The organism is Microvirga sp. GCM10011540 (genome assembly GCF_042650665.1).
Lineage (GTDB): Bacteria > Pseudomonadota > Alphaproteobacteria > Rhizobiales > Beijerinckiaceae > Microvirga > Microvirga lenta.
Genome location: NZ_JBHSBQ010000013.1, coordinates 187,570 through 208,886 on the forward strand (window position 1 = coordinate 187,570; position 21,317 = coordinate 208,886).

Sequence of the window (21,317 nt, forward strand, 5' to 3'; positions counted from 1 at the left end):
GTTATGCTTTAGTAGCATGGCAGGCTAAGGCCGCGTTAACTCTGTTGCGGTGAGGACATGCTGGGGAGCAGGGTCGTCGTGGCCTTCTCCATTTCCAGGCGGGTCCGCGGCAGGGCGTGAGGGTAGGTCTCCTGGAGCCATGCGATCAGCTTCTCCCGGATCTCGCAGCGGAGGTCCCATGAGGTTCCGGCCGAGCGGGCGCTCATGAGACCGCGCAGCTCGATAGTGCGGTCGTTGGCGTCGGAAACGTGCATGACGGCGACCTCGCCGTCCCAGAGATGCGATTCCTTCAGCAGGTCCAGGAATTTCGCCCGCACCGCCTCGACGGGGGTGGAATAATCGACGTACCAGAAGACCGTGCCGATCACCGAGGCCGACTGGCGGGTCCAGTTCTGGAACGGCTTTTCCATGAAGTAGGAGAGGGGCACCACGAGCCTGCGCCAGTCCCAGAGGCGGATGACCACGTAGGTCGTCTGAATGTCCTCGACATTGCCGAACTCGCCTTCGACCAGGACCGCGTCCCCGAGCCGGATCGGCTGCGTGATGGCGATCTGGACGCCCGCGATGAGGTTGGACAGGACGGGACGGGCCGCCAAGCCCACGGCCAGACCCGCGACGCCTGCGGAGGCGAAAAGACTGACGCCGTACTGCCGCACGGACGGGATGGTCATCAGCATTGCGGAGAGGGTCAGGAACCCGATGACGATCACGACGACTCTCCGCAGCAGACGCACCTGCGTCAGGAGCTTGCGTGTGAGCACGCTGTCCTCGGAATCCTGCTTCGCCTGCCGCAGGTAAAGGTCCGCCGCGGTGTTCACGATGGTGATGGCGCTCCATCCCAGGAAGATGATGAAGCCGAAGAGCAGTCCCCATTCGACCAGGTCATAGCTGCTGCCACGGTTCGGCAGCGCCTGAATGATCAGGCCGAGCCCCACCACAAGGAGGCCGAGACGCGAGGGCGGACCGATTCGCCGCAGCAGTTTTCGCCCGAATTCCGACAGGCGGCCCTGCACGGCGAAGCGGACCAGGTGGAGGAGAACCGAATGGAGAAAGAGCAGCAGGAGGCCCGAGACCAGAAGGAAAACGAGGTTGACCAGCCAGTCGGGCCAAAGATCCTGCCACCGCGCCAATGCGTCGGTTATCGTCACCGTAATGTTCTGCATGGAGGCGCAACGCAACGTCGCGGCAGGTGTTCCGGCGGGCCGTCCGTGCCGGGAATGCCCCGTCGCGAGCGGGATTCCTTGCTCGGCGACGGGTCCGGGCATCAGGAAGCGTAGCGAGGCGGTGCTCTGCGGCGTCACGACGCAGACATGAGAACAGCCCTGGAGGCCAGGGCTGTTCGGGACCCGGAGTCGGGCGACAGGTCAGACGATGTAGAAGTTGTCGCTTGCCAGGGAGAGCCCGGCCTTGAGCTGGGCGAAGCGCACCGCCGAGGCGCCTCCGGCCCCGTCCGGATCGTAGAGCAGGGCGCCGGTCTGCTTGTTGTAGATGATCCGGTCGGAGGAATCCCGGGCCGCCGACCCGGTTGCGAAGGCGGCATCCGAAAGCCACCCGTCGGCCCCTGCCCGGGAGAACACGCGGCTGTCGAGCATGATGGTGTCGTCGCGAACGGAGAAATCGGTGATTTTGTCCACGCTTCCCGTCCGCGGCCGAACGTCGAAGACGAAATAGTCTTCTCCTGCGCCGCCCGTGAGGCTGTCGCTGTCGGCGCCCCCGCTCAGATAGTCCTTGCCGGAGCCGCCGCTGAGCGTGTCGCGTCCGCTGCCGCCGTAGAGATCGTCGTCTCCGAAAAGGCCGTAGAGCTTGTCCTTGCCGGAATCGCCATAAACGGTGTCGTCGCCGCCATAGGCCCTGACGATATCGTTGCCTCGTCCCGCCCGGATGAGATCGGCATAGTCGTTGCCGTAGAACCGGTCGTTGCCGCCGTTGAGCCTGATGAACCAGGCGTTGGCTTCCAGATCCGCGATCGTGGTCTGGAGATCCAGGTCCCGGATCGACAGAACCTGATAGCCGTCATCCTCGTAGATCAGGTCGTCGACGACGATATCGTAGCCGTCGCTCCAGTACCGGGCGCTGAAACGGTCGATGTAGTCGCTGCCGAAGACGTCGAAAATCGCGAGTTCGCCGTCGTCGAAGACCAGATCTGTCGTGACGTAGGGATCGGGTTTCATGAAGGCCCATCCGGAACTGCTCGTCGTCGACATGTCGAAGCCGATGCCGGCGGTATTGAAAGCCTGAAAAATGGCCATTGCAGCGCTCTTCTGAGGGGAACTGAAGTAACGCTATTCTATGAAGGTAAACGTGAACTCAATCTGTACACAGCCAAGTTCGCCTGTTCAGGATCGCCGCTTGGGAATCGGGCGGTGCTTGGCCGGGGCTAACCATGTCGCCGCCCGCCCCATTGCAGGAAGCGCGGCAAGGCTTCACAGTCCCCGCGAATAGCAGGCCGCATGACGGGAGGGGTGCACATGCAGCAGGTCATGACGTTTCTTTTCAGCAATTTCACGCTGACGCTCTTCGTCGTCGGCCTCATCGCTGCGACGGTGTCGCTCATGCGCCATCCGCGCCCCTGGAGCCGTGGCGTCGTGGTCGAGGCGCTGCTGTCGTGGTTCCTGTTCTTCTCCCTCGGCGTCAGCTTCCTCTACAACTTCATCATGCACGTCTTCTTCTCCGAGATGGCGGCCTCCTTCATCGGGTGGCAGACCAGTCCGTTCCAGAAGGAAGTCGGCTTCGCCAGCCTCGGATTTTCCGTGGTCGGGTTCCTTGCCTTCAAGGGGAGCTTCGGAGCGCGGCTCGCGGCGATCCTGGGGCCGGCCTGCTTCCTCTGGGGAGCCGCCGTGGGCCACGCGGTGCAGATGGTCGAGGCGCACAACTATGCGCCCGGCAATGCAGGGGTGATCTTCTATACGGATATCTTCATCCCGCTCATCGGCCTGGCGCTGCTCTGGATGCGGCGGGAGCACGGTCTCTCGCCCGCCGTCAGCGCATACCGATAGCCTCGCGGCAGCCTCTGGAAGGGCCGGCGTCCGGCCCTTCTCCGGTGGTCGGAGTCCGGCTCAGGCCATGCTGTCCATGGCCTGCCGGCAGGCCTGCTCGCAGCGGCGGCAGGCTTCGGCGCAGATGCGGCAATGCTCGTGCATCTCGGCATGGCGCTGGCATTCCTCGCCGCAGACGCGGCAGGCGGTCATGCAGGCATTGAGCATCAGACGGATGACCTCCTCGTTGGAGCCGGTCCGCCGGGTCGCGATCGTGCCGGTCGCGTTGCAGACATCCGCGCAATCCAGGTTCAGACGGATGCACTGGGTCAGGTTCTGGACCATCGACTCGCCCAGGCACGCATCGGCGCAGGACGTGCAGATCTGTGCGCAGTCGAAGCACTCTTCGATGCAGCGGATCAGCACGTCGTTCGTGCTGCCCTTCACGTGGGGATGCGTGCTGATCATCTCGTGAGCATGCATGAAAGTCTCCTATGTTGGCGGGGAAGGCTGCTCCGGCGCAAAGGACCCGCAGCCCTTGGACGCCAACCATGCGGCCTAGGGATGGTTCCTGGAGCCGCCGTTCGGGGAAAGCACGCCACTCGCCAGGGCGACCCCCATCGCCGCCGCCGCAATGCCCGCGACCGCCACCGCATCCGGTCTTTCTCCCAGCACGGGAATGGCGATCAGGGCGGCCAGGACCGGACCCAGCGGCGAGACGGCCGCGGCGCGGGAGGCGCCGAGCCGGTCGACGGCAAAACCGTAGAGCACGATCCCGAGCACTCCCGACATGAACCCCTGCAGGAGGGCCTGCAGCAGCACCGGGCCCGCGAGGCCGTTCGCGAGGGCAGTCGCCAGTTTCGGTGCTCCGAACGGCACGAGCAGCAGCAACGACCAGGTTCCGATCAGCGCGGCGGCCTGGAGGACCGACAATCCGCAGCGGCGATAGGCATGGGTGTAGATGCCCCACAGGCAGGCCCCGCTCAGAAGCAGCAGATGGCCGCGCCATGCGCCTCCCGCTGGGTCGAGCAGCCCGCGTCCGCCGATCAGGGCGACGCCGACGAGGATCAGCCCGAAGCCCACGATCCGCAGCCGCCCCAGGCGTTCCCCGAAGACGAGCCAGCCGATCAGGGCCACGAAGAGCGGCATGGTGCCCGGCAGGAGCGGGCCGATTTCCGCCGCCGGGGCGAATTGCATTCCCAGGGCGACGACCAGGAAGAACGGTGCCCCCGAGCCGAGGAGCGCAAGCCCTACGAGCGGTGGGAGCCCCTTGGGGAACAGGCCCGTGCGCCAGACGATGGGGGCGAGCACGAGAGCCGGTACGGCAAAGCGCAGCAGACCGACGACGACAGGCGGAAGGTCGTTGGTCACCGCGTGACGCGTGCCGACCATCCAGACGGCCCAGATGGTCACGGTGGCGAAGGCCGCGAGCCAACCGGGGAGGGAACTGCGGTCCCGGCCGGCGCGACCGGGGACGGCATGGACGGATGCGGATTCGGACATGGCAGACCTCCATTGCGGATGCTCCGAGCATACGATTGCAGGCCGGGGCATGTCCTTGCGAAGTCGTGCCTCATCGTGCTTCGATATTGGCAGGAAATTGCGCCTGATAGCCCCCGGACGAGCCGATGCCCTACATCAATCTCGATGCCATCGATCTGAAGATCCTGCGCGCCCTCCAGTCGGACGGGCGCCTTACCAACAATGAGCTGGCGGACCAGGTCGGCCTGTCGCCGTCCCCCTGCCTGCGCCGTGTCCGACGCCTGGAGCGGGACGGATTCATCCGCACCTACCGCGCCGTGCTCGACCGGGATTCGGTCGGACTCGGGCTGACGGTCTTCGTCGAGATCAAGGTGGAGAAGCACTCGCGCGACAACGCCAGGGCCTTGCAGGAGGCGCTGGAGGCCATGCCGGAGGTGGTGGCCTGCCACATGGTTTCCGGCACGGCGGATTTCATCGCCGAGATCGTGGTTCCGAACCTGAAGGTCTACGAGCGCCTGCTGACGGAAAGACTCCTGACGCTGCCCATGATCGGCGACATCCGCTCCAACTTCGCGCTCACGCGCGTGAAGTCGGACGGCCCCCTGCCGCTGACCCACCTCAAGCGCGAGGCGGGGGGCAGGGAAGCCGTGGTGGATTGCGACTGATCGGGCGGCCCGTCACAGGCGGCGGACGGTGGAATGTCCGGCGGTGTCGGCTCTGCCGACACGGTCCCGCTCGACCTCCACGTGGAACTGCTCGACCTTCGGGCTCTCGTCGCGGATTGCGCCGATCCGGTAGCGGTAGGCGAGCTCGCCTCCGAGCCAGCCGCTGAAGAACAGCAGCGCGGTCGTAACCCCGGAGATCGTCAGGCCCCAGTTCTGGATGCCTGCCGCGGGATCGTCCCAGCGAAGCCAAAGGTTGAGCGCGGCAAGGCCCACGACCACCAGGTTCGCGATCATGTGCGTCCAGGAAACCCAGATGTTGCGGACGCGGTCGATGGACATGAAGTCGATGAAGCCCGGAATGGCCGCGACCAGGGCGGTGAAGATGCCCGACAGGAGGAGCCAGAAGGACGCTCGTGCCCAGAACGTATCCGCCGTGCTGCGGAAGGCGATGTCGCTCGCAAAGGCGCCGATCAGGAAAGCGATGGGGAAGACGACGAGCATGTGATGGAGCGGATGCTTGGCGATGGACGCCGTGCTTTCAACCCCATGCCGATGAAACTGACCCATAGGAGCCTCCGTCTGCGATTTCCTGTGAAAATGCGGCGGTGAAGCTTTCGTTCCGGGTGGCATTCGGAGCACTCCCCACGGCGGGATTTCGACCATGGGGAGTGGCATGAGACATGCGTCAGTTGGCGTTCCTGCGCCTGATTCCCCGCAGATGACGCGCCCTGATCGAGGCGGCGGCCGAGAGGTATTCGCCCGCTGCGCAGGGATCGAAACGGGACAGGGCCTCGATGACGTCGTCGATCCGGGACCTCGGCGTCAGATCCGGGGCCGCGCCCTTGGACACCTGCTCGATGACCAGCTCGTCACGGACCCAGGAGAGCAGGATCGTGCGCTTCTCCTCGTCTGTGAACCAGGGGTGATCCACCACGTCGACCGGGTGACGGAAGACGGCCGCGGGGTCCAGGAGCGCGTCCAGGACCGAGGGACGGCAGAGGTCCTCCGGATGGCCGTGCCCGGTCATGTCAGGTCTTGCGTCGATGGTGCTCCCGATCTGTTCCAAATCATCCCTCCTCGTCGCGCAAGGTTCGTGCCCCGGGCGGCGTCTCCGCCCGGGGCCTGCAGCGGTTTCCTTAGTGCTTGGTCCGCTCGCCCCTATTGATGGCGATGCGCTTCACGTTCGCGCCGGCCTCGGCCGGTTTCGGCAGCTTCACGGTGAGGACGCCGTTCTTGAACGAGGCTTCGACCTTGTCCTCCTCCACATCCCAGCCCAGCGGGATGCGGCGCTCGAAATGGCCATAATACCGCTCGCTGAAGGTGTGGTCCTTGTCCTCCGTCTCGGACCGCTTCTCGCCCCGGATGATCAGGGTGCCGTCGGACATCAGAACCTCGACATCCTTCTCGTCCAGTCCCGGAAGCTCCGCCGAGATGCGCATGTCGCGCTCGGTCTCCGTCACCTCCAGGCTGGGCCAGTGGGCCATGCGGCCGAAGGGGCTCATGTCGAAGCCGCGGAAGACGTCGTCGAAGAGCCGGTTCATCTCGCGATGCAGGGTCATGAAGGGATCGCCCTCATCGCGATAGCGGGTCGGGGTCTGCTGGTTGCGACCCCACGGAATGAGATCGCGCATGTTCATGGTGTTCTCCTCCTTTCGTTCATGCGGATGCGCTCGGCGTCGGCCATGGGCCGGCGCCGTTCGGCATGGCAATGCCGCTGCGTGTTATGCCGCCTTGTTCTGCTCGGACTTGTCGTGCTCGATCACCTTCTGGCCGCTCGTGCCGTTGGTGATCGGGATGCGGCGCGGCTTCATCTCTTCGGGCACCTCGCGCACGAGATCGACGATCAGCAGGCCGTTCTCGAGGTGCGCCCCCGTGACGTTCACGTAGTCGGCCAGGCTGAAGGTCTGCTTGAAGGCACGGGTGGCGATGCCGCGATGCAGGAACTGGACGTTCTCCTGCTCGGCATGCTTCTGGCCCGACACCAGCAGCAGGTTCTCTTTTTGGGTGATCTCGATCTCGTCAGGGCCGAAGCCCGCGACCGCCATGGTGATGCGGTAGTGGTCGTCGCCGCTCTTCTCGACATTGTAGGGCGGCCAGTTCGGCAGGGGCTCCACCCGGGCCGTCTGGTCGATCATGTCGAAGAGGCGGTCGAAGCCGACCGTCGATCGGTAGAGAGGGGAGAGGTCGAAGGTTCTCATCGCCATATCCTCCAATGAGCAACATGGATCCGAGAGCGCCGGACACCCGCCGGCGCCCGCCTCGCCAAGCTCAATGAGCCTTGGCGAGCGCTGATATGGGAATCGACCCGGCGTTTTTCAAGGGGTGGTCGCGTTCCGGAAACCTCACTCGGAGAGCGGCGTGCCCACGCCGAGCAGGGCCTCGCCCTTGTTCACCGAGAGGCTCGTCAGGCGGTAGAGAACGAAGCCCTCCTTCTCCGAGCGCACCGTGGCGAGCACGGTGCCGAACACGTCCCTGATCTCGCCGAGAACGTCGTCGACGCAGACGATCTCCGACAGGTCCTTGGCCGGGTACCACAGGCCGTCGGCGGGCGCCGTCGGCACCCACATGGTGACGTAGGCCGGCACCTGCGGCGGCGGCGATACCGGCTCGTCGACCATGCCCAGGTAGTGCATGACGCGCCGGATGCCCGCCATCATCTCGCCCACAGTGTCCTCGCCCCAGAGGCCGTTGCCGCTCACCTCCGGCAGCACGCTCGGCACGCCCACCCGGTAGGCCGCGTTGATGGTGTAGCCCTCGCCGCCGGCCGCGACCGCCACGGGCAGCCCGAAGACGGTGGCGAGGTTCTTCGAGACCTCGCAGTCCTTGGGATAGAGCGTGAAGGGCGCGAGGCTCTCGTCCAGGTCGCCGCCATGGAGGTCGAGATAGGCGTCGGCCTGCGGATAGACCTCGGTCACGAGCCAGTGGGCGAGGCGCTCGCTGGTCGTCCCGTCGGGCTTGCCCGGAAACATGCGGTTCAGGTTCTCCCCGTCCTCCGGCATCACGTAGATGCTGCGCTTGCGGAAGCCTTGAACGTTGAGGATCGGTAGAACGAGAAGCGTTCCCTTGATCTCCTCCGGCGACATGCGCATGAGCCGCGCGGCGGACTCGATCGAGCAATATTCGGAGCCGTGCACTCCCGCGGTCACCAGCAGGAGCGGCCCTGGTTCCGCGCCCTCGACGAGGCCGAACGGAATCTCGACGCCCTCGAACGGGCGGATGTGGCCATGTTCGGTGCGGAGCTTACCCGTGCGCAGCGGGGGAAGTGTGTTCATCGGCGGAAATCCGTTCAGGGGCGTGAGTGCGGGGCTTGCCGAATAGGCAGCGTCCGACATTCGCAGATCGCGGCCACGATTCGAAGGCCCAAAGGGAGGGCTCTAGCGCCGGCGGGCCGGGTCAGCGCCGCACACCCTCGGCGCGGATGACCGCCCGCAACGGACCGTATTCCGTCTGCGTCCGGACATCGAGCTGAACGCGCCCGCTCGTCTGGGTTCCGACCGCATCGAGCGCGCGGATTCGGTTCGAGGCGACCAGCGCATCGGCCCGCACCCGGCCGCTGATGCGCACGCAGGTGGTCGAGTCCTGGAGCGCCGCGAAACCGGGCGGGCAGAGGGAGGCCTTCGGCGCCGGTCCGCGTGCGCTCTCGCGCGGGCCCGCATGGGCGGGAGCGACGAGGACGAGACCCGAAAGGGCGAGGGCGAGAGGCAGCGGCTTCATGGCTTTCCGGTCTCCGTTGCGGCGATGATAGCGCAAGTCGGCGCCGCTTGAGGAGAGGGGGGCGGCGCAGCGGGGCCCGGCGATCATACGTTCCCCGCGAGGGAGCGGGCCGAGAGCGAGCGGCGGATGCTGTCGTCGAGATCCGCCGCGTCGTAGGGCTTGCGCAGGATCGGGAAACCTTCGTCCATCGCCGTCTGGGCCATGCTGCTGTAGCCCGTCGTCAGGAGGATCGGCAGGCCGGGATACCGGTCGCGGATGGTCCGCGCGAGATCGACGCCGTTCGAGTCTCCCGGCATGACGATGTCGCTGAAGACGAGGTCGAACCGGGCGCCGCTGCCCAGCACGTCCAGGGCGCTGCGGGGATCCGCCGCCTGGGTCACCCGGTAGCCCAGTTCCTCCAGGTTGCTGCGGGTGACCTCGGCGATGTCCGCATTGTCCTCCACCAGGAGAATGTGGCCCTGTCCGTCCGGGCGCGGCGCGGGGGCTGCGCGGTCGGCGTCTTCCGTGGCCGGTTTCATGGTGGGCGGCAGGTAGAGCGTGATGGTCGTGCCGCGCCCCGGCTCACTCGTCGCAACCGCCGTGCCGCCCGACTGGCGGGCGAAGCCGTAGACCTGGCTCAGGCCGAGGCCGGTTCCCTTGCCGACCTCCTTCGTGGTGAAGAACGGCTCGAACACGTGCGGCAGCAGATCGGCCGGGATGCCGCTGCCCGTATCGGACAGGCTCAGGGCCACGAAGGAGCCGCCGATGTCGAGCGGATCGGCTCCGGACAGGGAGACGTTGCGAGCCTCGATGCGCAGGCTGCCGCCGTTGGGCATCGCGTCCCGCGCATTGACGGCGATGTTGAGGATCGCGAGTTCCAGCTCGCTCGGATCCACCTTCACGTTCCAGGTCTCGTCCGGCACCCGGACCTCGACCGCGATGTCGCCGCGCAGGGACGAGCGCAGCATGTCCTGCAGGCCGGAGAGATAGCGCGGCAGGTTCACGACGGCCGGTTCGTGCGTCTGCTTGCGCGAGAAGGAGAGCAGCTGGCGCGTCAGCCCGGCGCCGCGCAGGGCGGCATTCTCGATGGCGTCGAGGGAGCGTTTCTGCCGCTCGTCTGCCGGGAAGCGCCGGAGGCGGTCGACACTGCCCTTCACGACCATCAGGAGGTTGTTGAAATCGTGCGCCACGCCGCCGGTGAGATGGCCCAGAGCTTCGAGGCGCTGGGCCTGCTTGAGGGCGGCCTCCGCATTCTGGCGCCGTTCGATCTCGGCATGGAAGCTCTTCGTCTGCGCCAGCGCATAGAGGCTGAGGCCGAACAGGACCAGGGTGGTGGGAACGCCGAAGGCCAGGAGCCCCGCCATGGCGGAGCGGAGTTCGCGCCAGATGGCGGCGGTCTCGATGCCGACCTGCGCGTAGACCGGGAAGCCCGGCACCTTGCGGTAGCCGATCCGCCGCTCGATGCCGTCGATCTGCGACAGGGCCGTGAACTGGCCGCCCTCCGGCGCATCCCGGATTGCCTGGGCGAAGGTGCTCTGGGCGTTGAGCCGCATCGTCTCCGTACCGCGCGACGGATAGCGGGCGAGGAACTCGCCGTCGGCCCGGATCAGCCCGAAGGAATCCGCGATTCCCTGGGACATGCGGGCATAGAAATCGCGAAAATGCTCCGGCCGCACCGAAATCGCGATGATGCCGTCGAAGGCGCCGTCGGGGCTCGGCCTCCGCTGGCTGACCACGAAGAACTGGATGCCCCCGATCTTCGCCGTGATCGTCCGGCCGATGAAGGTCCCGGCGTCCTGCTCGGCCTGGGCCCTGAAGTAATCCCGGTCGGAATTGTCGAGATTGCGCGGGACGGGAAAGACCGTGCTCGAGACCAGCGGACGCCCCGAGCGGTCGAAGACCCAGATCGCCTCGATCTGGGGCAGGTGGTCCTGCGTCTGCCTGAGGCGGCGTTGAAGCCGCTCCTCCCCGGCGCGGATGTCCTCCGGCGGGAGATCGCGCAGGATCTCGTTGGTCTCGGCGATGGTCCGTTCGATGGTCTGGAAGGCCTTGAGGGTGTGTTCCTGCAGCACGTCGAGCGCACGCTCGATGCGCTCCTCCGCCTGCTGCTCGATCCGGCGGTGGTTGGCCCAGGCCGAATAGGCGAAGAACAGGGCAGGGCCGATCAGGCTCGCCACGACGAGGACATGCAGGGGCCACAGAATGCTTCGGCTCTTCTGCTTCACGCGACCCACGAACAAGCCCTTCCTGGCCCCGTCTTGCGAAAACTCTCGCGGCGGACCGTTATCCGCCGTCCGCAGGACACGCAAGCTCGGCCGTAACAACGTCCCGCCTCGGGTTTTGTTCCGGCGCTACGCCTGCGCCGCCGATTGAACCGGCGCGATGCCTTTGCCGTTACCTCCGTTTCCGGGAGGCGCGAGGGCCATGTGCCCCCTGCGTCTCCGGTTCCGGCACATCGGGAGGTTTGATGAACAACGCGGTCGAGCCGACCCTTCAGAAGATCGAACTCTTCGTCGAAGGCTTCTTCTGGATGCTGCCGAATCTCGGCATTGCCCTCGTGGTGTTCCTGGCGTTCCTGGCGGCGAGCTGGGCCGCCAAGCGGGCCGTCACCGGCGCTTTCCGCCGCCGCAAGCACGACGATCTGGGATCCCTGCTCGGGGGCTTCGCCCGATGGACGTTGATCTTCCTCGGTGTTCTCGTGGTGGCGACCATCGTGTTTCCGTCCGTCAAGCCGGCCAACATCATCTCCGCCCTCGGCATCGGCTCGGTGGCGATCGGCTTCGCGTTCAAGGACATTCTGCAGAACTGGCTCTCGGGCCTGCTGATTCTCTACCGGCAGCCGTTCAAGCCCAACGATCAGATCAAGTCCGGCGAGTTCGAGGGCACCGTCGAGCACATCGATGCGCGCGCGACCCTCATCCGCACCTATGACGGCCAGCGCGTGGTCATCCCCAACGCCGACATCTACACCCGGGCCGTCACGGTGCGGACGGCCTTTCCCAAGCGGCGTTCGGAATACGAGGTGGGGATCGGCTACGGCGACGACATCGACCGCGCCTGCGAGGTCATCCTGAAAGCTCTCGGCGATGTTCCCGGCATCGAGAAGGACCCGCCGCCCGAGGCGCTGCCCTGGTCGCTCGAAGGCTCGACCGTCAACATCAAGGTGCGCTGGTGGACCGAGTCCCGCCGCTCGAGCGTGGTGGCCGCGCAGGCGCGGACGATCGCGGCGATCAAGAAGGCGCTGACAGAGAGCGGCATCGACATGCCGTTCCCGACCCAGATCGTGCTGTTCCACGACCAGACCGAGGAGACCGACGGCCACCGCACCCGCCAGCGCGAAGGCTGGCCCGCCGGTGCCAACCCGCCGAAGGCGCGCCACCTCAACGAGGTCGAGATCGACCGCAGGGCGGCCTCCGGGGAGGAGGCGCCGCAGGAGGGCCGCGAAGGCGACGCCCAATCCCCGTTCCGGCGCCGTTCCGCGCGCAACCGGTCCGACTAGCCGCCCGCAGGCCATGCCTACCCCGAGGAGGGGCGAGGGGGCGCTTTGACCATCCATGCGCCCATGCTAAGCCTGACCGCAGAGCCGGACGCATCCGGCTCCGGGGCGTGAGAACCCCTTACGCAGCGGCAAGCATCTGCCGTGATGATGCCTTCCTTGCCTTAGGGCTGGGGAGGCGCTGTCGCATGTCCAGGGCGAAAGCCTAAAGGGCAGCGCGGTCGTCTGCGTACGGCTTCTCAACTCCCCGACCACCAGGGCTCCTGGTGGTCGTTCGCATCAGGGGAGTTTTTGCGATGGACCAGCCCTATTCCGTCTGGGCCGACCTGCTCAACAAGTTCCATACCTCGTCAGACGCCATCCAGGCGCTGTGGCTCCTCACCGTAGCGGTAACTGTGCTCGGCACGACATAGATCGTGATGCGCGGCTTGCGCGATATCGTGGCGGCACGGCGTGGCGGGGCGAGCCGCGCGGTCGGTTCATCTACGGCGTGATCGAGGATGCGGACGGACAGTTGATGGTCTGGCGTGATCAGGAAGTGAGGGCGGTGAAGATGCGCCCGCCCCTCATGCCATCCACCTCGTCATCCCCGGACACGTTCCGGGGTCCCATGTCTTAAGCCGCAAGGCACTCAAAAGACGTGGATCGCTAGGACAAGCTCGGCCATGACGGTACTTTGCCGTACTTGCAGGCCCTTTGACGACGGCTGAGAACGATCTCTAATCTTCGCCACCTGACTGACCTATTTTCTCAACAGCCACCGGAACGCCCGCCGCATTTGTTCCGTCCCGTCCCGGTCGAACCATTTTCCGTGGCTGAAGATGACCCGGGTGGGGGCGCGGGAGACGAGGTGGGAGATGGCATAGCGTGCGCCGCGGCGGCGGCGGCGGACGAGGAGGCGGAGATAGGCCGGGGCCTTTCCGTCCGGGGCCTGCACGCCGGTGAGCTTGGCGAAGAGGCGGGTGCCGAAGGGGAGCTTTTCCGGCTCCAGGTTCTGGATCAGGTCGGCGAGGATCAGCGTGCTCGTGGGCCTGTGGAAGAAGGCGATCTCGTGGAAGCCGGCGGCGCCGGTGATGACGGTCTGCTCGATTTCGTCGGCCCATTCCTCCGGCGGGGTCTGGCCGAGATCCCTGTCGAGGCGCAGGCCGGACGACTTCACCTGCGGCCGCTCGCGCAGGCCCGGCGCGGCGGTAACGACGGCCCCGGGGCAGGCCTGCTGCCAGTCCTTCACATGGGTCCAGTGCGCCACATTGGGGGCCACGAGGTGGCGGATGGGACCCTGAGCCTCGATCTCCCGCTGCAGTTCCGGATTGAACCGGGTCGGCGAGTGGAGCCACATGTCGCCCGAGTTCAGGCGGATCACGGTCATCCGCACCGGCAGGGAGAGACCCATCGCCTGCTGCGGCCCGCTGTCGACGATCCAGACGTTCTCGGCCACGGGCTTGAGCACGTCGATGGGAGGGTAGGTCACGTCCGGATCCGCTGCCATCTTCGTCTGTCCCTCCCGGCTCGATGAGGCGGCCCGCTATTCCGCCGCCTCTCTGGTAACCTTCTTGTCCTTCTTTGGTGCCGTCTTCTTGAGCGGACGCCGCTCCAGCACCTCTTTGAGGAAGCGGCCGGTATAGCTCTCCTTGACCTTCACCACGTCCTCGGGCGTGCCCTGCGCCACGATCTGACCGCCGCCGTCGCCGCCCTCGGGGCCCATGTCGATGATCCAGTCGGCGGTCTTGATGACCTCGAGGTTGTGCTCGATCACCACCACCGAGTTGCCCTGTTCCACCAGCTCGTGGAGCACTTCGAGCAGCTTCGCCACGTCGTGGAAATGCAGGCCCGTGGTCGGCTCGTCGAGGATGTAGAGCGTGCGGCCGGTGGCGCGCTTGGAGAGCTCCTTGGAGAGCTTCACGCGCTGGGCCTCGCCGCCCGAGAGGGTGGTGGCCTGCTGGCCCACATGCACGTAGTCGAGGCCGACGCGGGCGAGCGTCTGCATCTTCTCGCGGATCGACGGCACGGCCTTGAACAGCTCGCGCGCCTCCTCCACCGTCATGTCGAGCACGTCGGCGATGGACTTCTCGCGATACTTCACCTCCAGGGTCTCGCGGTCGTAGCGCTTGCCCTTGCACACGTCGCAGGTGACGTAGACGTCGGGGAGGAAGTGCATCTCGATCTTGATCACGCCGTCGCCCGAGCAGGCCTCGCAGCGCCCGCCCTTCACGTTGAACGAGAAGCGGCCGGCCTGGTAGCCGCGCGCCTTCGCCTCGGGGAGCCCGGCGAACCATTCGCGGATCGGCGTGAAGGCGCCCACATAGGTGGCCGGGTTCGAGCGCGGCGTGCGGCCGATGGGCGACTGGTCGATGTCGATGACCTTGTCGAGATGCTCCAGGCCCTCGATGCGCTCGTGCGGGGCCGGATGCTCCAGGGCGCCGTTGAGCTTGCGCGCCACCGCCTTGTAGAGCGTGTCGATCACGAGGGTGGACTTGCCGCCGCCGGACACCCCGGTGATGCAGGTGAACGTCCCGAGCGGGATCTCCGCCGTCACGTCCTTGAGGTTGTTGCCCTTGGCGCCGACGACCTTGAGCATCCGCTTCCTGTCGGGCTTGCGGCGCTTGGCCGGCACCTTCACGTTCATCTCGCCCGTCAGGTACTTGCCGGTGAGGGATTTCGGGTTCGCCATGATCTCGTCCGGCGTGCCCTCGGCGACGATCTGGCCGCCGTGAATGCCGGCGCCCGGACCGATGTCGAACACGTAATCGGCCTGCAGGATCGCATCCTCGTCGTGCTCCACCACGATGACCGTGTTGCCGAGGTCGCGCAGGCGCTTCAGGGTCACGAGCAGGCGCTCGTTGTCGCGCTGGTGCAGGCCGATAGACGGCTCGTCGAGCACGTAGAGAACGCCCGTGAGGCCGGAGCCGATCTGGGAGGCGAGGCGGATGCGCTGGCTCTCGCCGCCGGACAGGGTGCCGGAGGAGCGGGCGAGGGTGAGGTATTCCAGGCCCACATCCACCAGGAAGGTGAGGCGCTCGCGGATTTCCTTGAGGATGCGCCCGGCGATTTCGTTCTGCTTGGCGGTGAGCTTGTCGGAGAGCGCGCCGAACCACTCGTGCGCGTCCTTCACGGACAGCGCCGTGGCGTCGCCGATGTCGGAGCCGGCGATCTTCACCGCCAGGGCCTCGGGCTTGAGGCGCTTGCCGCCGCAGGCCTCGCACGGGGTCTCGCCCATGAAGCGGCCGATCTCGTCGCGGGCCCAGTCGCTCTCGGTCTCCTTGTAGCGGCGCTCCAGATTGGGGATCACGCCCTCGAACGGCTTCTTCACCTCGTAGGCGCGAAGCCCGTCGTCGTAGGACATGCGGATCGCCTCGGTGCCGGAGCCGTAGAGGATCGTGTCGCGCATCTCTTGCGGCAGTTCGGACCAGGGCTTGGTCATGGAGCCCTTGAAGTGCCGGGCGATGGCTTCCAGCGTCTGGCCGTAATAGGGCGAGGTCGACTTCGCCCACGGCATGACGGCGCCGCGCTTGAGCGACAGGGTCTCGTCCACGACCAGGTCGGGATCGATGCGCATCTCGTGGCCGATGCCGCCGCAGGTGGGGCAGGCGCCGAACGGGTTGTTGAACGAGAACAGGCGCGGCTCGATCTCCGGGATCGTGAAACCGGAGACCGGGCAGGCGAACTTGGACGAGAACACGATGCGCTTCGGCTGGCCCTTCTCGTCCTTCTCGTCGGCATATTCGATCACCGCGATGCCGTCGGCGAGGTCGAGGGCGGTCTCCAGCGAATCCGCCAAGCGCGCGGCGATGTCGCCCCGCACCACGATGCGGTCCACCACCACGTCGATATCGTGCTTGAACTTCTTGTCGAGGGCAGGGGCCTCGTCGATGGCGTAGTACTCGCCGTCGATCTTCAGGCGCTGGAAGCCCTTCTTCTGGAACTCGGCGATCTCCTTGCGGTACTCGCCCTTCCGGCCGCGCACCACGGGCGCCAGCAGGTACAGCCTCGTCTTCTCCGGCAGTTCCAGCACCCGGTCCACCATCTGGCTCACGGTCTGGCTCTCGATGGGCAGACCCGTGGCGGGGGAATAGGGGATGCCGACCCGGGCCCAGAGCAGGCGCATGTAGTCGTAGATCTCGGTGACGGTGCCGACCGTGGAGCGCGGGTTCTTGGAGGTGGTCTTCTGCTCGATGGAGATGGCGGGCGAGAGGCCGTCGATCTGGTCCACGTCCGGCTTCTGCATCATTTCCAGGAACTGGCGGGCATAGGCCGAGAGCGATTCCACGTAGCGGCGCTGGCCCTCGGCATAGATCGTGTCGAAGGCGAGCGACGACTTGCCCGAGCCCGACAACCCCGTGAACACCACGAACTTGTCCCGCGGGACCATGAGGTCGACGTTCTTGAGATTGTGCTCCCGCGCCCCGCGCACGGAAATCACGCGCGCATCCGGATCACCCGCCTTGGCGCGGTTGAAGAGTTCGTCGAGTTTGGCCATGGCCCGCCTAAGCCCTGAAGTGAGGAATTCCGGCCTCGTCAGACCGGCTCCGGGATATGTGATGCCTCACCCGCCCAGACAACATGCGGCAGATGATTCCAGGGATGTGACCTTAGAACAAAAAGGGTACGTTGGGCAATGGGGGCGGTTTATGAAACAGCGGGGAATAGCGCTACCGGCGCGAACGTTCATGGTCGCCGGCTTGCGAGGATATGGGTTATTTGATACTAAATATCATTGCAAAAAAGGGGTCCCGCCTTGCCGTCGCTTGTCATCCAGTCTTTCAGCCGTCCCGGAGCGTCGGCCTATATCGACCGTGTCTCGACGGGGGTGGGCGGCACGCAGGCCGACGGCGCGAGCCTCGGTTCCAGGCTCAGCGGAGACGGTCGATATCTGGTCTTCACGAGCGAGGCGACCAACTTGGTCGCGGACGACCGCAATGACGTGCAGGATGTGTTCCGGAAGGATCTCGTTACCGGCGAGGTGATCAGGGTATCTATCGGCCACGATGCCCACGGTAATGTCATTGACGGTAATATGGAAGTCTGCGGGGTCAGTGCAAATGGTCGCTATATCCTGATGAGCGGATGGGCGAGCAATCTGTCGGTCAATGATATCTTTCGCAAGGACCTCGTCACCGGGGAGTTGATCCGAATAACCACGGGACGCGACAGCCAAGGTAATCCGGTCTCGGCCGACCGCAGCACCTTCGATGCGGCGATCAGCGCGGATGGCCAGACGGTGGTCTTCTCGAGCAAAGCGACCAATCTTGTCGAGAACGACACCAATTCATCCAGCGACGTTTTCCGGTGGAGCGCGAGCACCGGTGCGATCACCCGCCTCTCCGTCGCGAAGGATGCCGCAGGAAACGACGTCGAATTCTTGCTCAACAGTTTTGACCCGACGCTGTCGGGCGACGGGCGTTATGTCTTTTTCCTGAGTGAGGCAAATATCCTCGGACCTGGCTACGTATGGGACATTAATCTCTATCGGATCGACCTGAATACAGGTGCTATTACGGACGTATCCTCACCCAAGGATGCACAGGGCAATTTGATCCGAGCATCGGACGACGTGTTCAGCCCTGCCGGCGTCTCGGAGAACGGCCGTTACATCGTATTCAGGAGCAAGGCGAACAACCTTGTTCCGAACGACACGAACAACGGGGGCGACGTCTTCTGGAAGGACCTGGAGACCGGCGAGACGCGTCTTGCTTCGACATCGTCCGCCGGCGTTCATTCAAGTGAGGATCTAGTTTCAGCGCCAACCGTCAGCAACGATGGCCGCTTCGTCTATTTTAACAGCACATCGGCCAATCTCGTCGACGGGGATACGAACGGCAGCGTTGACATCTTTCGAAAGGATATGGTGACGGGCGAGACGATCCGCCTGTCCGCTGCAGTGAATGGCGTCGAAGCGAATCGCAACAGCTCCGAACCGTTCCTGAGTGCGGATGGTCGCAAGCTTATCTTCAGCAGTTCGGCTATCAACCTCGTGACTGGCGATACGAACGAGACCAGCGACATCTTCGTGGTCAGTATGGACTATCTCCCGCACCGCCAAGCTCTCGTTGATGGCCGTCACGTGGAGGCGACCTTCGCAGTCGGAGCGGCTTCTAAAATGAGCATCGCCTGGGGCGGCGGAACCGTGGACTTGGTTACGCCCGCTGCAGGCAGTGCTGCTGTTCGCCATACCTACGCCTCCGCCGGCACCAAAGATGTGGTGATCACCGTCACCGAGGGGGAACAGACCTGGGCTGTTCCCCACACGATCGACATGGCGGCGGGCCGGATGGTGCGCAACACGGCCCTGTTCGACACGCTCTCCGGACTGTCAGGCCCGGACCGGCTGACAGGCGACGGCTTCGCCAACCGCCTCATGGGGCAAAAGGGGAAGGATGTGCTCAAGGGCTTGGCGGGGCACGATGTGCTGTGGGGTGGGGCGGACAAGGACACCCTCTATGGCGGCTCAGGCAAGGACGTGTTCGTGTTCGATACCAAGTCGAGCAAGAAGAAGAACCTGGACACGATCAAGGACTTCTCGGTGGCCGACGATACGATCTGGCTCGACAACAAGGTGTTCAAGAAGCTGGGCAAGAAGGGCTCGGAAGCCAAGCCGGCCAAGCTGAACAAGAAGTTCTTCAGCCTGGAGAAGGCCAAGGGCAAGGACGACTACCTGGTCTACAGCAAGAAGAAGGGCATCCTGTATTACGATGCCGACGGATCGGGTGCCGGCAAGGCGGTGGAGATCGCCAAGATGGCCAAGAAGCTCAAGCTCACCGCAAACGACTTCTTCGTCGTCTGAGAGTCGTTCAGAGCTGGCATTGGCGATGGCTTTACATGATTGCCGATGCCTTCTGATTCCAGCGAGCGGCCTAGCCCCGCCGAAGGCTGGGAAGGACCCTCAAACACGAGAGATTTGGGGCGCTTGCGCGCCAAGTCCGTTCATTGATCACCGATATAAATTGTTATAATATAACTTAAAATCGATCTGCTGATGCCGGTCAGACGAGGGGTGCGTTAACATGACTGTATCGAGTTCCACTTTGCTCCAGGGCCAGAACGCCAATCAGACGAGTGCTTCCTCGGGGGGCGCGGCCTCAACCCTGCAGATCACCGGATTGCATGGCGAGACTGTCCTTTTCAATTCCAGCGAACCAGTTCTTCTCGACAATGGTGGGAATGCGACAGTGGCGGCCGGTACGACCTTGAGCAGGCTCCATGTAAGCATCACCATAAATACGCCAAACGAGAAACTTGGAATCTCGACGTCAGGTGGTGTCGGACTTCCCGATGGAATGACCAATGGCGGCCAAGTTAGAGTTCAGGGAACCACGATCGGCACGCTTTCTATTTCTGAACAAGGCACACTGACGTTTTACTTCAACGACGAAGCCACAGCCGTACGCGTGCAGGAACTCATTCGCGCGCTGACCTTCTCGAACACGGCCCCAGCAAACGGGTTCGGCTCCCAAGGAGTCATCGAACTTCGTCTGTATGACAAGAACGGAACTCTGGCCCAAGCCAATGTCGCTATCATCGACCACATTACTGGCACAAACAGTGGCGACACATTCTCATGCACCAGCAGCAATCTGTCGACAGGCGACATCATCCATGGCGCGGACGGCAACGATACCCTGCTTCTGACCGGCGGTCGCACGTTCCAGATATCTGAGGTAGGAGCGATCACCAGCGTCGAGACGTTGCAGGGCTCGGCGGCCGACGACCTGATCCGGATCCATGGAAGTCAGTTGAGCGATGTGAGGACGATCGACGGCGGGGGACACGAAAACTGGAATGTTCTTGAAATTCTGGGGACCTCCATCGACTTGACCGGCAAAACCATCATCGACTTCGCTGTCATCCGCCCCTTGGATGACAACGCCACCTTCACGTTCGACGACAAGGAGGCGGCCAAGCTCCTCGAAGGAATCTCGACCGAGAACGATACGCTTATTCTGACGAGCGGCACCCTGTCGGACGCAGAGCGGCAGGCTCTGCACCGCAAGGGCGTAGACACGATCATCAATAACGGGGTCACCACCCGCTACGAAGCTCCCGTAATGATGGGTCTGAACGGTGATCGGATAGAAGCTTCCTTAGGGCACTCCGTCTTCATCGATGCCGGCAGAGACATGACAATCTCCGCCGATGACGCCCTGACATCGCTTACCGTTAGTCTATTGAACGATAACGATCATCTTGGGATCGACACGTCCGGTACCGTATCGCTTTCAAATGGCCCCAATAACGGCAGCAAGGTCAAAGTCGGTACAGTCGAGATCGGCGCGATTCAGACAGACTTCCCTTCTACCTCTTATCTCCGAATTGCGTTCAACGGGAATGCGACAGCGGATCTCGTACAGGAACTCGCTCGAGCCCTGACCTACACACACCATGGATCCATGGGCTCCCTTACTCCACCGTATGAGATCCGATTGTCTCTGCGAGATGGAGGAGGGCGCGAAGCAGTGGCCGTTGTTGTCGCCGAAGTGACTGACACTCCGGCTAACGCTCCAACCGGCATCTCGCTGAGCGGCAACAAGGCGGCGGAATATGCGGTGGCCGGCACGCTGGTCGGCACCCTCTCGGCGACCGATCCGAATGCGGGCGACGCGTTCACCTATACGCTACTCGACAATGCCGGCGGCCGCTTCAAGATCGAGGGCGACAAGCTTCTGGTGGCGAACGGCTTCAAGCTCGACTTCGAGCAGGCCGCCTCGCACACCGTCAAGGTGCAGGTGACGGACCGGGCCGGAAATACCGTCGCGAAGGACTTCGCGATTACGGTCTCGGACGTCAACCCGGAGGTCACCGCCGGTTCGGCCGATCACGACGTGTTCTTCGGCGGCGCCCTCAACGACCGGCTCTCCGGCGGCGGCGGCCACGACACCATCGGCGGCGGCGCGGGCAAGGACAAGCTCTACGGCGGCAAGGGCAAGACCAGCAAGGATGCCTTCGTGTTCGACACCAAGCTCACCAGCAAGAGCGTGGCCAACCGGAACAAGGACAAGATCTACGACTTCG

17 protein-coding genes and 1 pseudogene are annotated in these 21,317 nt (G+C 64.6%); 5 read left to right on the forward strand and 13 right to left on the reverse strand.

Going from position 1 to position 21,317, the window contains the following annotated elements:
- Positions 1 to 35: 35 nt before the first annotated feature.
- Together ACFOYU_RS06485 and ACFOYU_RS06490 are read right to left on the reverse strand one after the other, a co-directional pair.
- Positions 36 to 1,148, reverse strand: coding sequence for a mechanosensitive ion channel family protein (locus ACFOYU_RS06485; protein ID WP_226742007.1), 1,113 nt, complete (start codon positions 1,146 to 1,148; stop codon positions 36 to 38).
- 216 nt (positions 1,149 to 1,364) lie between these two features.
- Positions 1,365 to 2,249 (reverse strand): calcium-binding protein, encoded by an 885-nt coding sequence (locus ACFOYU_RS06490; RefSeq protein ID WP_377032924.1) that lies wholly within the window; start codon positions 2,247 to 2,249, stop codon positions 1,365 to 1,367.
- 219 nt (positions 2,250 to 2,468) lie between these two features.
- On the opposite strand from ACFOYU_RS06490, the gene ACFOYU_RS06495 reads away from it, so the two are divergent.
- Positions 2,469 to 2,996, forward strand: a complete 528-nt coding sequence (locus tag ACFOYU_RS06495; protein ID WP_226742005.1) for a DUF6790 family protein — start codon at positions 2,469 to 2,471, stop codon at positions 2,994 to 2,996.
- 60 nt (positions 2,997 to 3,056) lie between these two features.
- Here ACFOYU_RS06495 and ACFOYU_RS06500 read toward each other — a convergent pair whose 3' ends face one another.
- A complete protein-coding gene (locus ACFOYU_RS06500; protein ID WP_226742004.1) occupies positions 3,057 to 3,458 on the reverse strand; it encodes a four-helix bundle copper-binding protein in 402 nt (133 codons plus the stop codon).
- Positions 3,459 to 3,533: 75 nt separating this feature from the next.
- On the reverse strand, positions 3,534 to 4,478 hold the full coding sequence (locus tag ACFOYU_RS06505) for a DMT family transporter (protein WP_377032925.1): 945 nt from the start codon (positions 4,476 to 4,478) through the stop codon (positions 3,534 to 3,536).
- Between the two features lie 125 nt (positions 4,479 to 4,603).
- On the opposite strand from ACFOYU_RS06505, the gene ACFOYU_RS06510 reads away from it, so the two are divergent.
- Positions 4,604 to 5,122: an Lrp/AsnC family transcriptional regulator gene (locus tag ACFOYU_RS06510; RefSeq protein WP_377032926.1), complete on the forward strand. Its 519-nt coding sequence runs from the start codon at positions 4,604 to 4,606 to the stop codon at positions 5,120 to 5,122.
- 12 nt (positions 5,123 to 5,134) lie between these two features.
- Here the strand turns inward: ACFOYU_RS06510 and ACFOYU_RS06515 are convergent, their stop codons facing one another.
- The 7 genes from ACFOYU_RS06515 to ACFOYU_RS06545 all read right to left on the reverse strand — a co-directional run bounded on the left by ACFOYU_RS06515 (position 5,135) and on the right by ACFOYU_RS06545 (position 11,049).
- Positions 5,135 to 5,689 (reverse strand): DUF2231 domain-containing protein, encoded by a 555-nt coding sequence (locus tag ACFOYU_RS06515; protein ID WP_377032927.1) that lies wholly within the window; start codon positions 5,687 to 5,689, stop codon positions 5,135 to 5,137.
- A gap of 118 nt (positions 5,690 to 5,807) precedes the next feature.
- Positions 5,808 to 6,188 (reverse strand): hypothetical protein, encoded by a 381-nt coding sequence (locus tag ACFOYU_RS06520; RefSeq protein WP_377032928.1) that lies wholly within the window; start codon positions 6,186 to 6,188, stop codon positions 5,808 to 5,810.
- Positions 6,189 to 6,258: 70 nt separating this feature from the next.
- Positions 6,259 to 6,759 carry an Hsp20/alpha crystallin family protein gene (locus ACFOYU_RS06525; RefSeq protein ID WP_377032929.1) on the reverse strand — a complete coding sequence of 167 codons (501 nt, stop codon included), beginning with the start codon at positions 6,757 to 6,759 and terminating at the stop codon, positions 6,259 to 6,261.
- Positions 6,760 to 6,843: 84 nt separating this feature from the next.
- Positions 6,844 to 7,320: an Hsp20 family protein gene (locus tag ACFOYU_RS06530; protein WP_377032930.1), complete on the reverse strand. Its 477-nt coding sequence runs from the start codon at positions 7,318 to 7,320 to the stop codon at positions 6,844 to 6,846.
- Between the two features lie 144 nt (positions 7,321 to 7,464).
- On the reverse strand, positions 7,465 to 8,394 hold the full coding sequence (locus ACFOYU_RS06535) for a succinylglutamate desuccinylase/aspartoacylase family protein (RefSeq protein ID WP_377032931.1): 930 nt from the start codon (positions 8,392 to 8,394) through the stop codon (positions 7,465 to 7,467).
- A 121-nt stretch (positions 8,395 to 8,515) separates the two neighbouring features.
- Positions 8,516 to 8,836 (reverse strand): porin, encoded by a 321-nt coding sequence (locus ACFOYU_RS06540; RefSeq protein WP_377032932.1) that lies wholly within the window; start codon positions 8,834 to 8,836, stop codon positions 8,516 to 8,518.
- 83 nt (positions 8,837 to 8,919) lie between these two features.
- The gene (locus ACFOYU_RS06545; protein WP_377032933.1) at positions 8,920 to 11,049 is read right to left on the reverse strand and encodes an ATP-binding protein; all 2,130 of its coding nucleotides are present in this window, start codon (positions 11,047 to 11,049) and stop codon (positions 8,920 to 8,922) included.
- 233 nt (positions 11,050 to 11,282) lie between these two features.
- Here ACFOYU_RS06545 and ACFOYU_RS06550 point away from each other — a divergent pair, with 233 nt between their 5' ends.
- Complete coding sequence (locus ACFOYU_RS06550; RefSeq protein WP_377032934.1) at positions 11,283 to 12,314, forward strand: mechanosensitive ion channel family protein; 1,032 nt, start codon at positions 11,283 to 11,285, stop codon at positions 12,312 to 12,314.
- Positions 12,315 to 13,053: 739 nt separating this feature from the next.
- Here the strand turns inward: ACFOYU_RS06550 and ACFOYU_RS06555 are convergent.
- Positions 13,054 to 13,800 carry a DUF4336 domain-containing protein gene (locus ACFOYU_RS06555; protein WP_377032935.1) on the reverse strand — a complete coding sequence of 249 codons (747 nt, stop codon included), beginning with the start codon at positions 13,798 to 13,800 and terminating at the stop codon, positions 13,054 to 13,056.
- A 36-nt stretch (positions 13,801 to 13,836) separates the two neighbouring features.
- Complete coding sequence (gene uvrA / locus ACFOYU_RS06560) at positions 13,837 to 16,788, reverse strand: excinuclease ABC subunit UvrA (RefSeq protein WP_377032936.1); 2,952 nt, start codon at positions 16,786 to 16,788, stop codon at positions 13,837 to 13,839.
- Between the two features lie 258 nt (positions 16,789 to 17,046).
- Between uvrA and ACFOYU_RS06565 the strand changes: the two genes are divergently transcribed.
- Together ACFOYU_RS06565 and ACFOYU_RS06570 are read left to right on the forward strand one after the other, a co-directional pair.
- Positions 17,047 to 19,092 carry a M10 family metallopeptidase C-terminal domain-containing protein gene (locus ACFOYU_RS06565; RefSeq protein ID WP_377032937.1) on the forward strand — a complete coding sequence of 682 codons (2,046 nt, stop codon included), beginning with the start codon at positions 17,047 to 17,049 and terminating at the stop codon, positions 19,090 to 19,092.
- A 220-nt stretch (positions 19,093 to 19,312) separates the two neighbouring features.
- Positions 19,313 to 21,317 (forward strand): annotated as a pseudogene (locus tag ACFOYU_RS06570) (hypothetical protein); the annotation flags it as partial.

Coding starts and splice junctions, on each gene's coding strand:
- ACFOYU_RS06555 (WP_377032935.1), bottom strand. CDS start 13,800: ATGGCAGCGGATCCGGACGTGACCTACCCTCCCATCGACGTGCTCAAG.
- ACFOYU_RS06495 (WP_226742005.1), top strand. CDS start 2,469: ATGCAGCAGGTCATGACGTTTCTTTTCAGCAATTTCACGCTGACGCTC.
- ACFOYU_RS06515 (WP_377032927.1), bottom strand. CDS start 5,689: ATGGGTCAGTTTCATCGGCATGGGGTTGAAAGCACGGCGTCCATCGCC.
- ACFOYU_RS06525 (WP_377032929.1), bottom strand. CDS start 6,759: ATGAACATGCGCGATCTCATTCCGTGGGGTCGCAACCAGCAGACCCCG.
- ACFOYU_RS06535 (WP_377032931.1), bottom strand. CDS start 8,394: ATGAACACACTTCCCCCGCTGCGCACGGGTAAGCTCCGCACCGAACAT.
- ACFOYU_RS06500 (WP_226742004.1), bottom strand. CDS start 3,458: ATGCATGCTCACGAGATGATCAGCACGCATCCCCACGTGAAGGGCAGC.
- ACFOYU_RS06550 (WP_377032934.1), top strand. CDS start 11,283: ATGAACAACGCGGTCGAGCCGACCCTTCAGAAGATCGAACTCTTCGTC.
- ACFOYU_RS06490 (WP_377032924.1), bottom strand. CDS start 2,249: ATGGCCATTTTTCAGGCTTTCAATACCGCCGGCATCGGCTTCGACATG.
- ACFOYU_RS06540 (WP_377032932.1), bottom strand. CDS start 8,836: ATGAAGCCGCTGCCTCTCGCCCTCGCCCTTTCGGGTCTCGTCCTCGTC.
- ACFOYU_RS06510 (WP_377032926.1), top strand. CDS start 4,604: ATGCCCTACATCAATCTCGATGCCATCGATCTGAAGATCCTGCGCGCC.
- ACFOYU_RS06505 (WP_377032925.1), bottom strand. CDS start 4,478: ATGTCCGAATCCGCATCCGTCCATGCCGTCCCCGGTCGCGCCGGCCGG.
- ACFOYU_RS06530 (WP_377032930.1), bottom strand. CDS start 7,320: ATGAGAACCTTCGACCTCTCCCCTCTCTACCGATCGACGGTCGGCTTC.
- uvrA (WP_377032936.1), bottom strand. CDS start 16,788: ATGGCCAAACTCGACGAACTCTTCAACCGCGCCAAGGCGGGTGATCCG.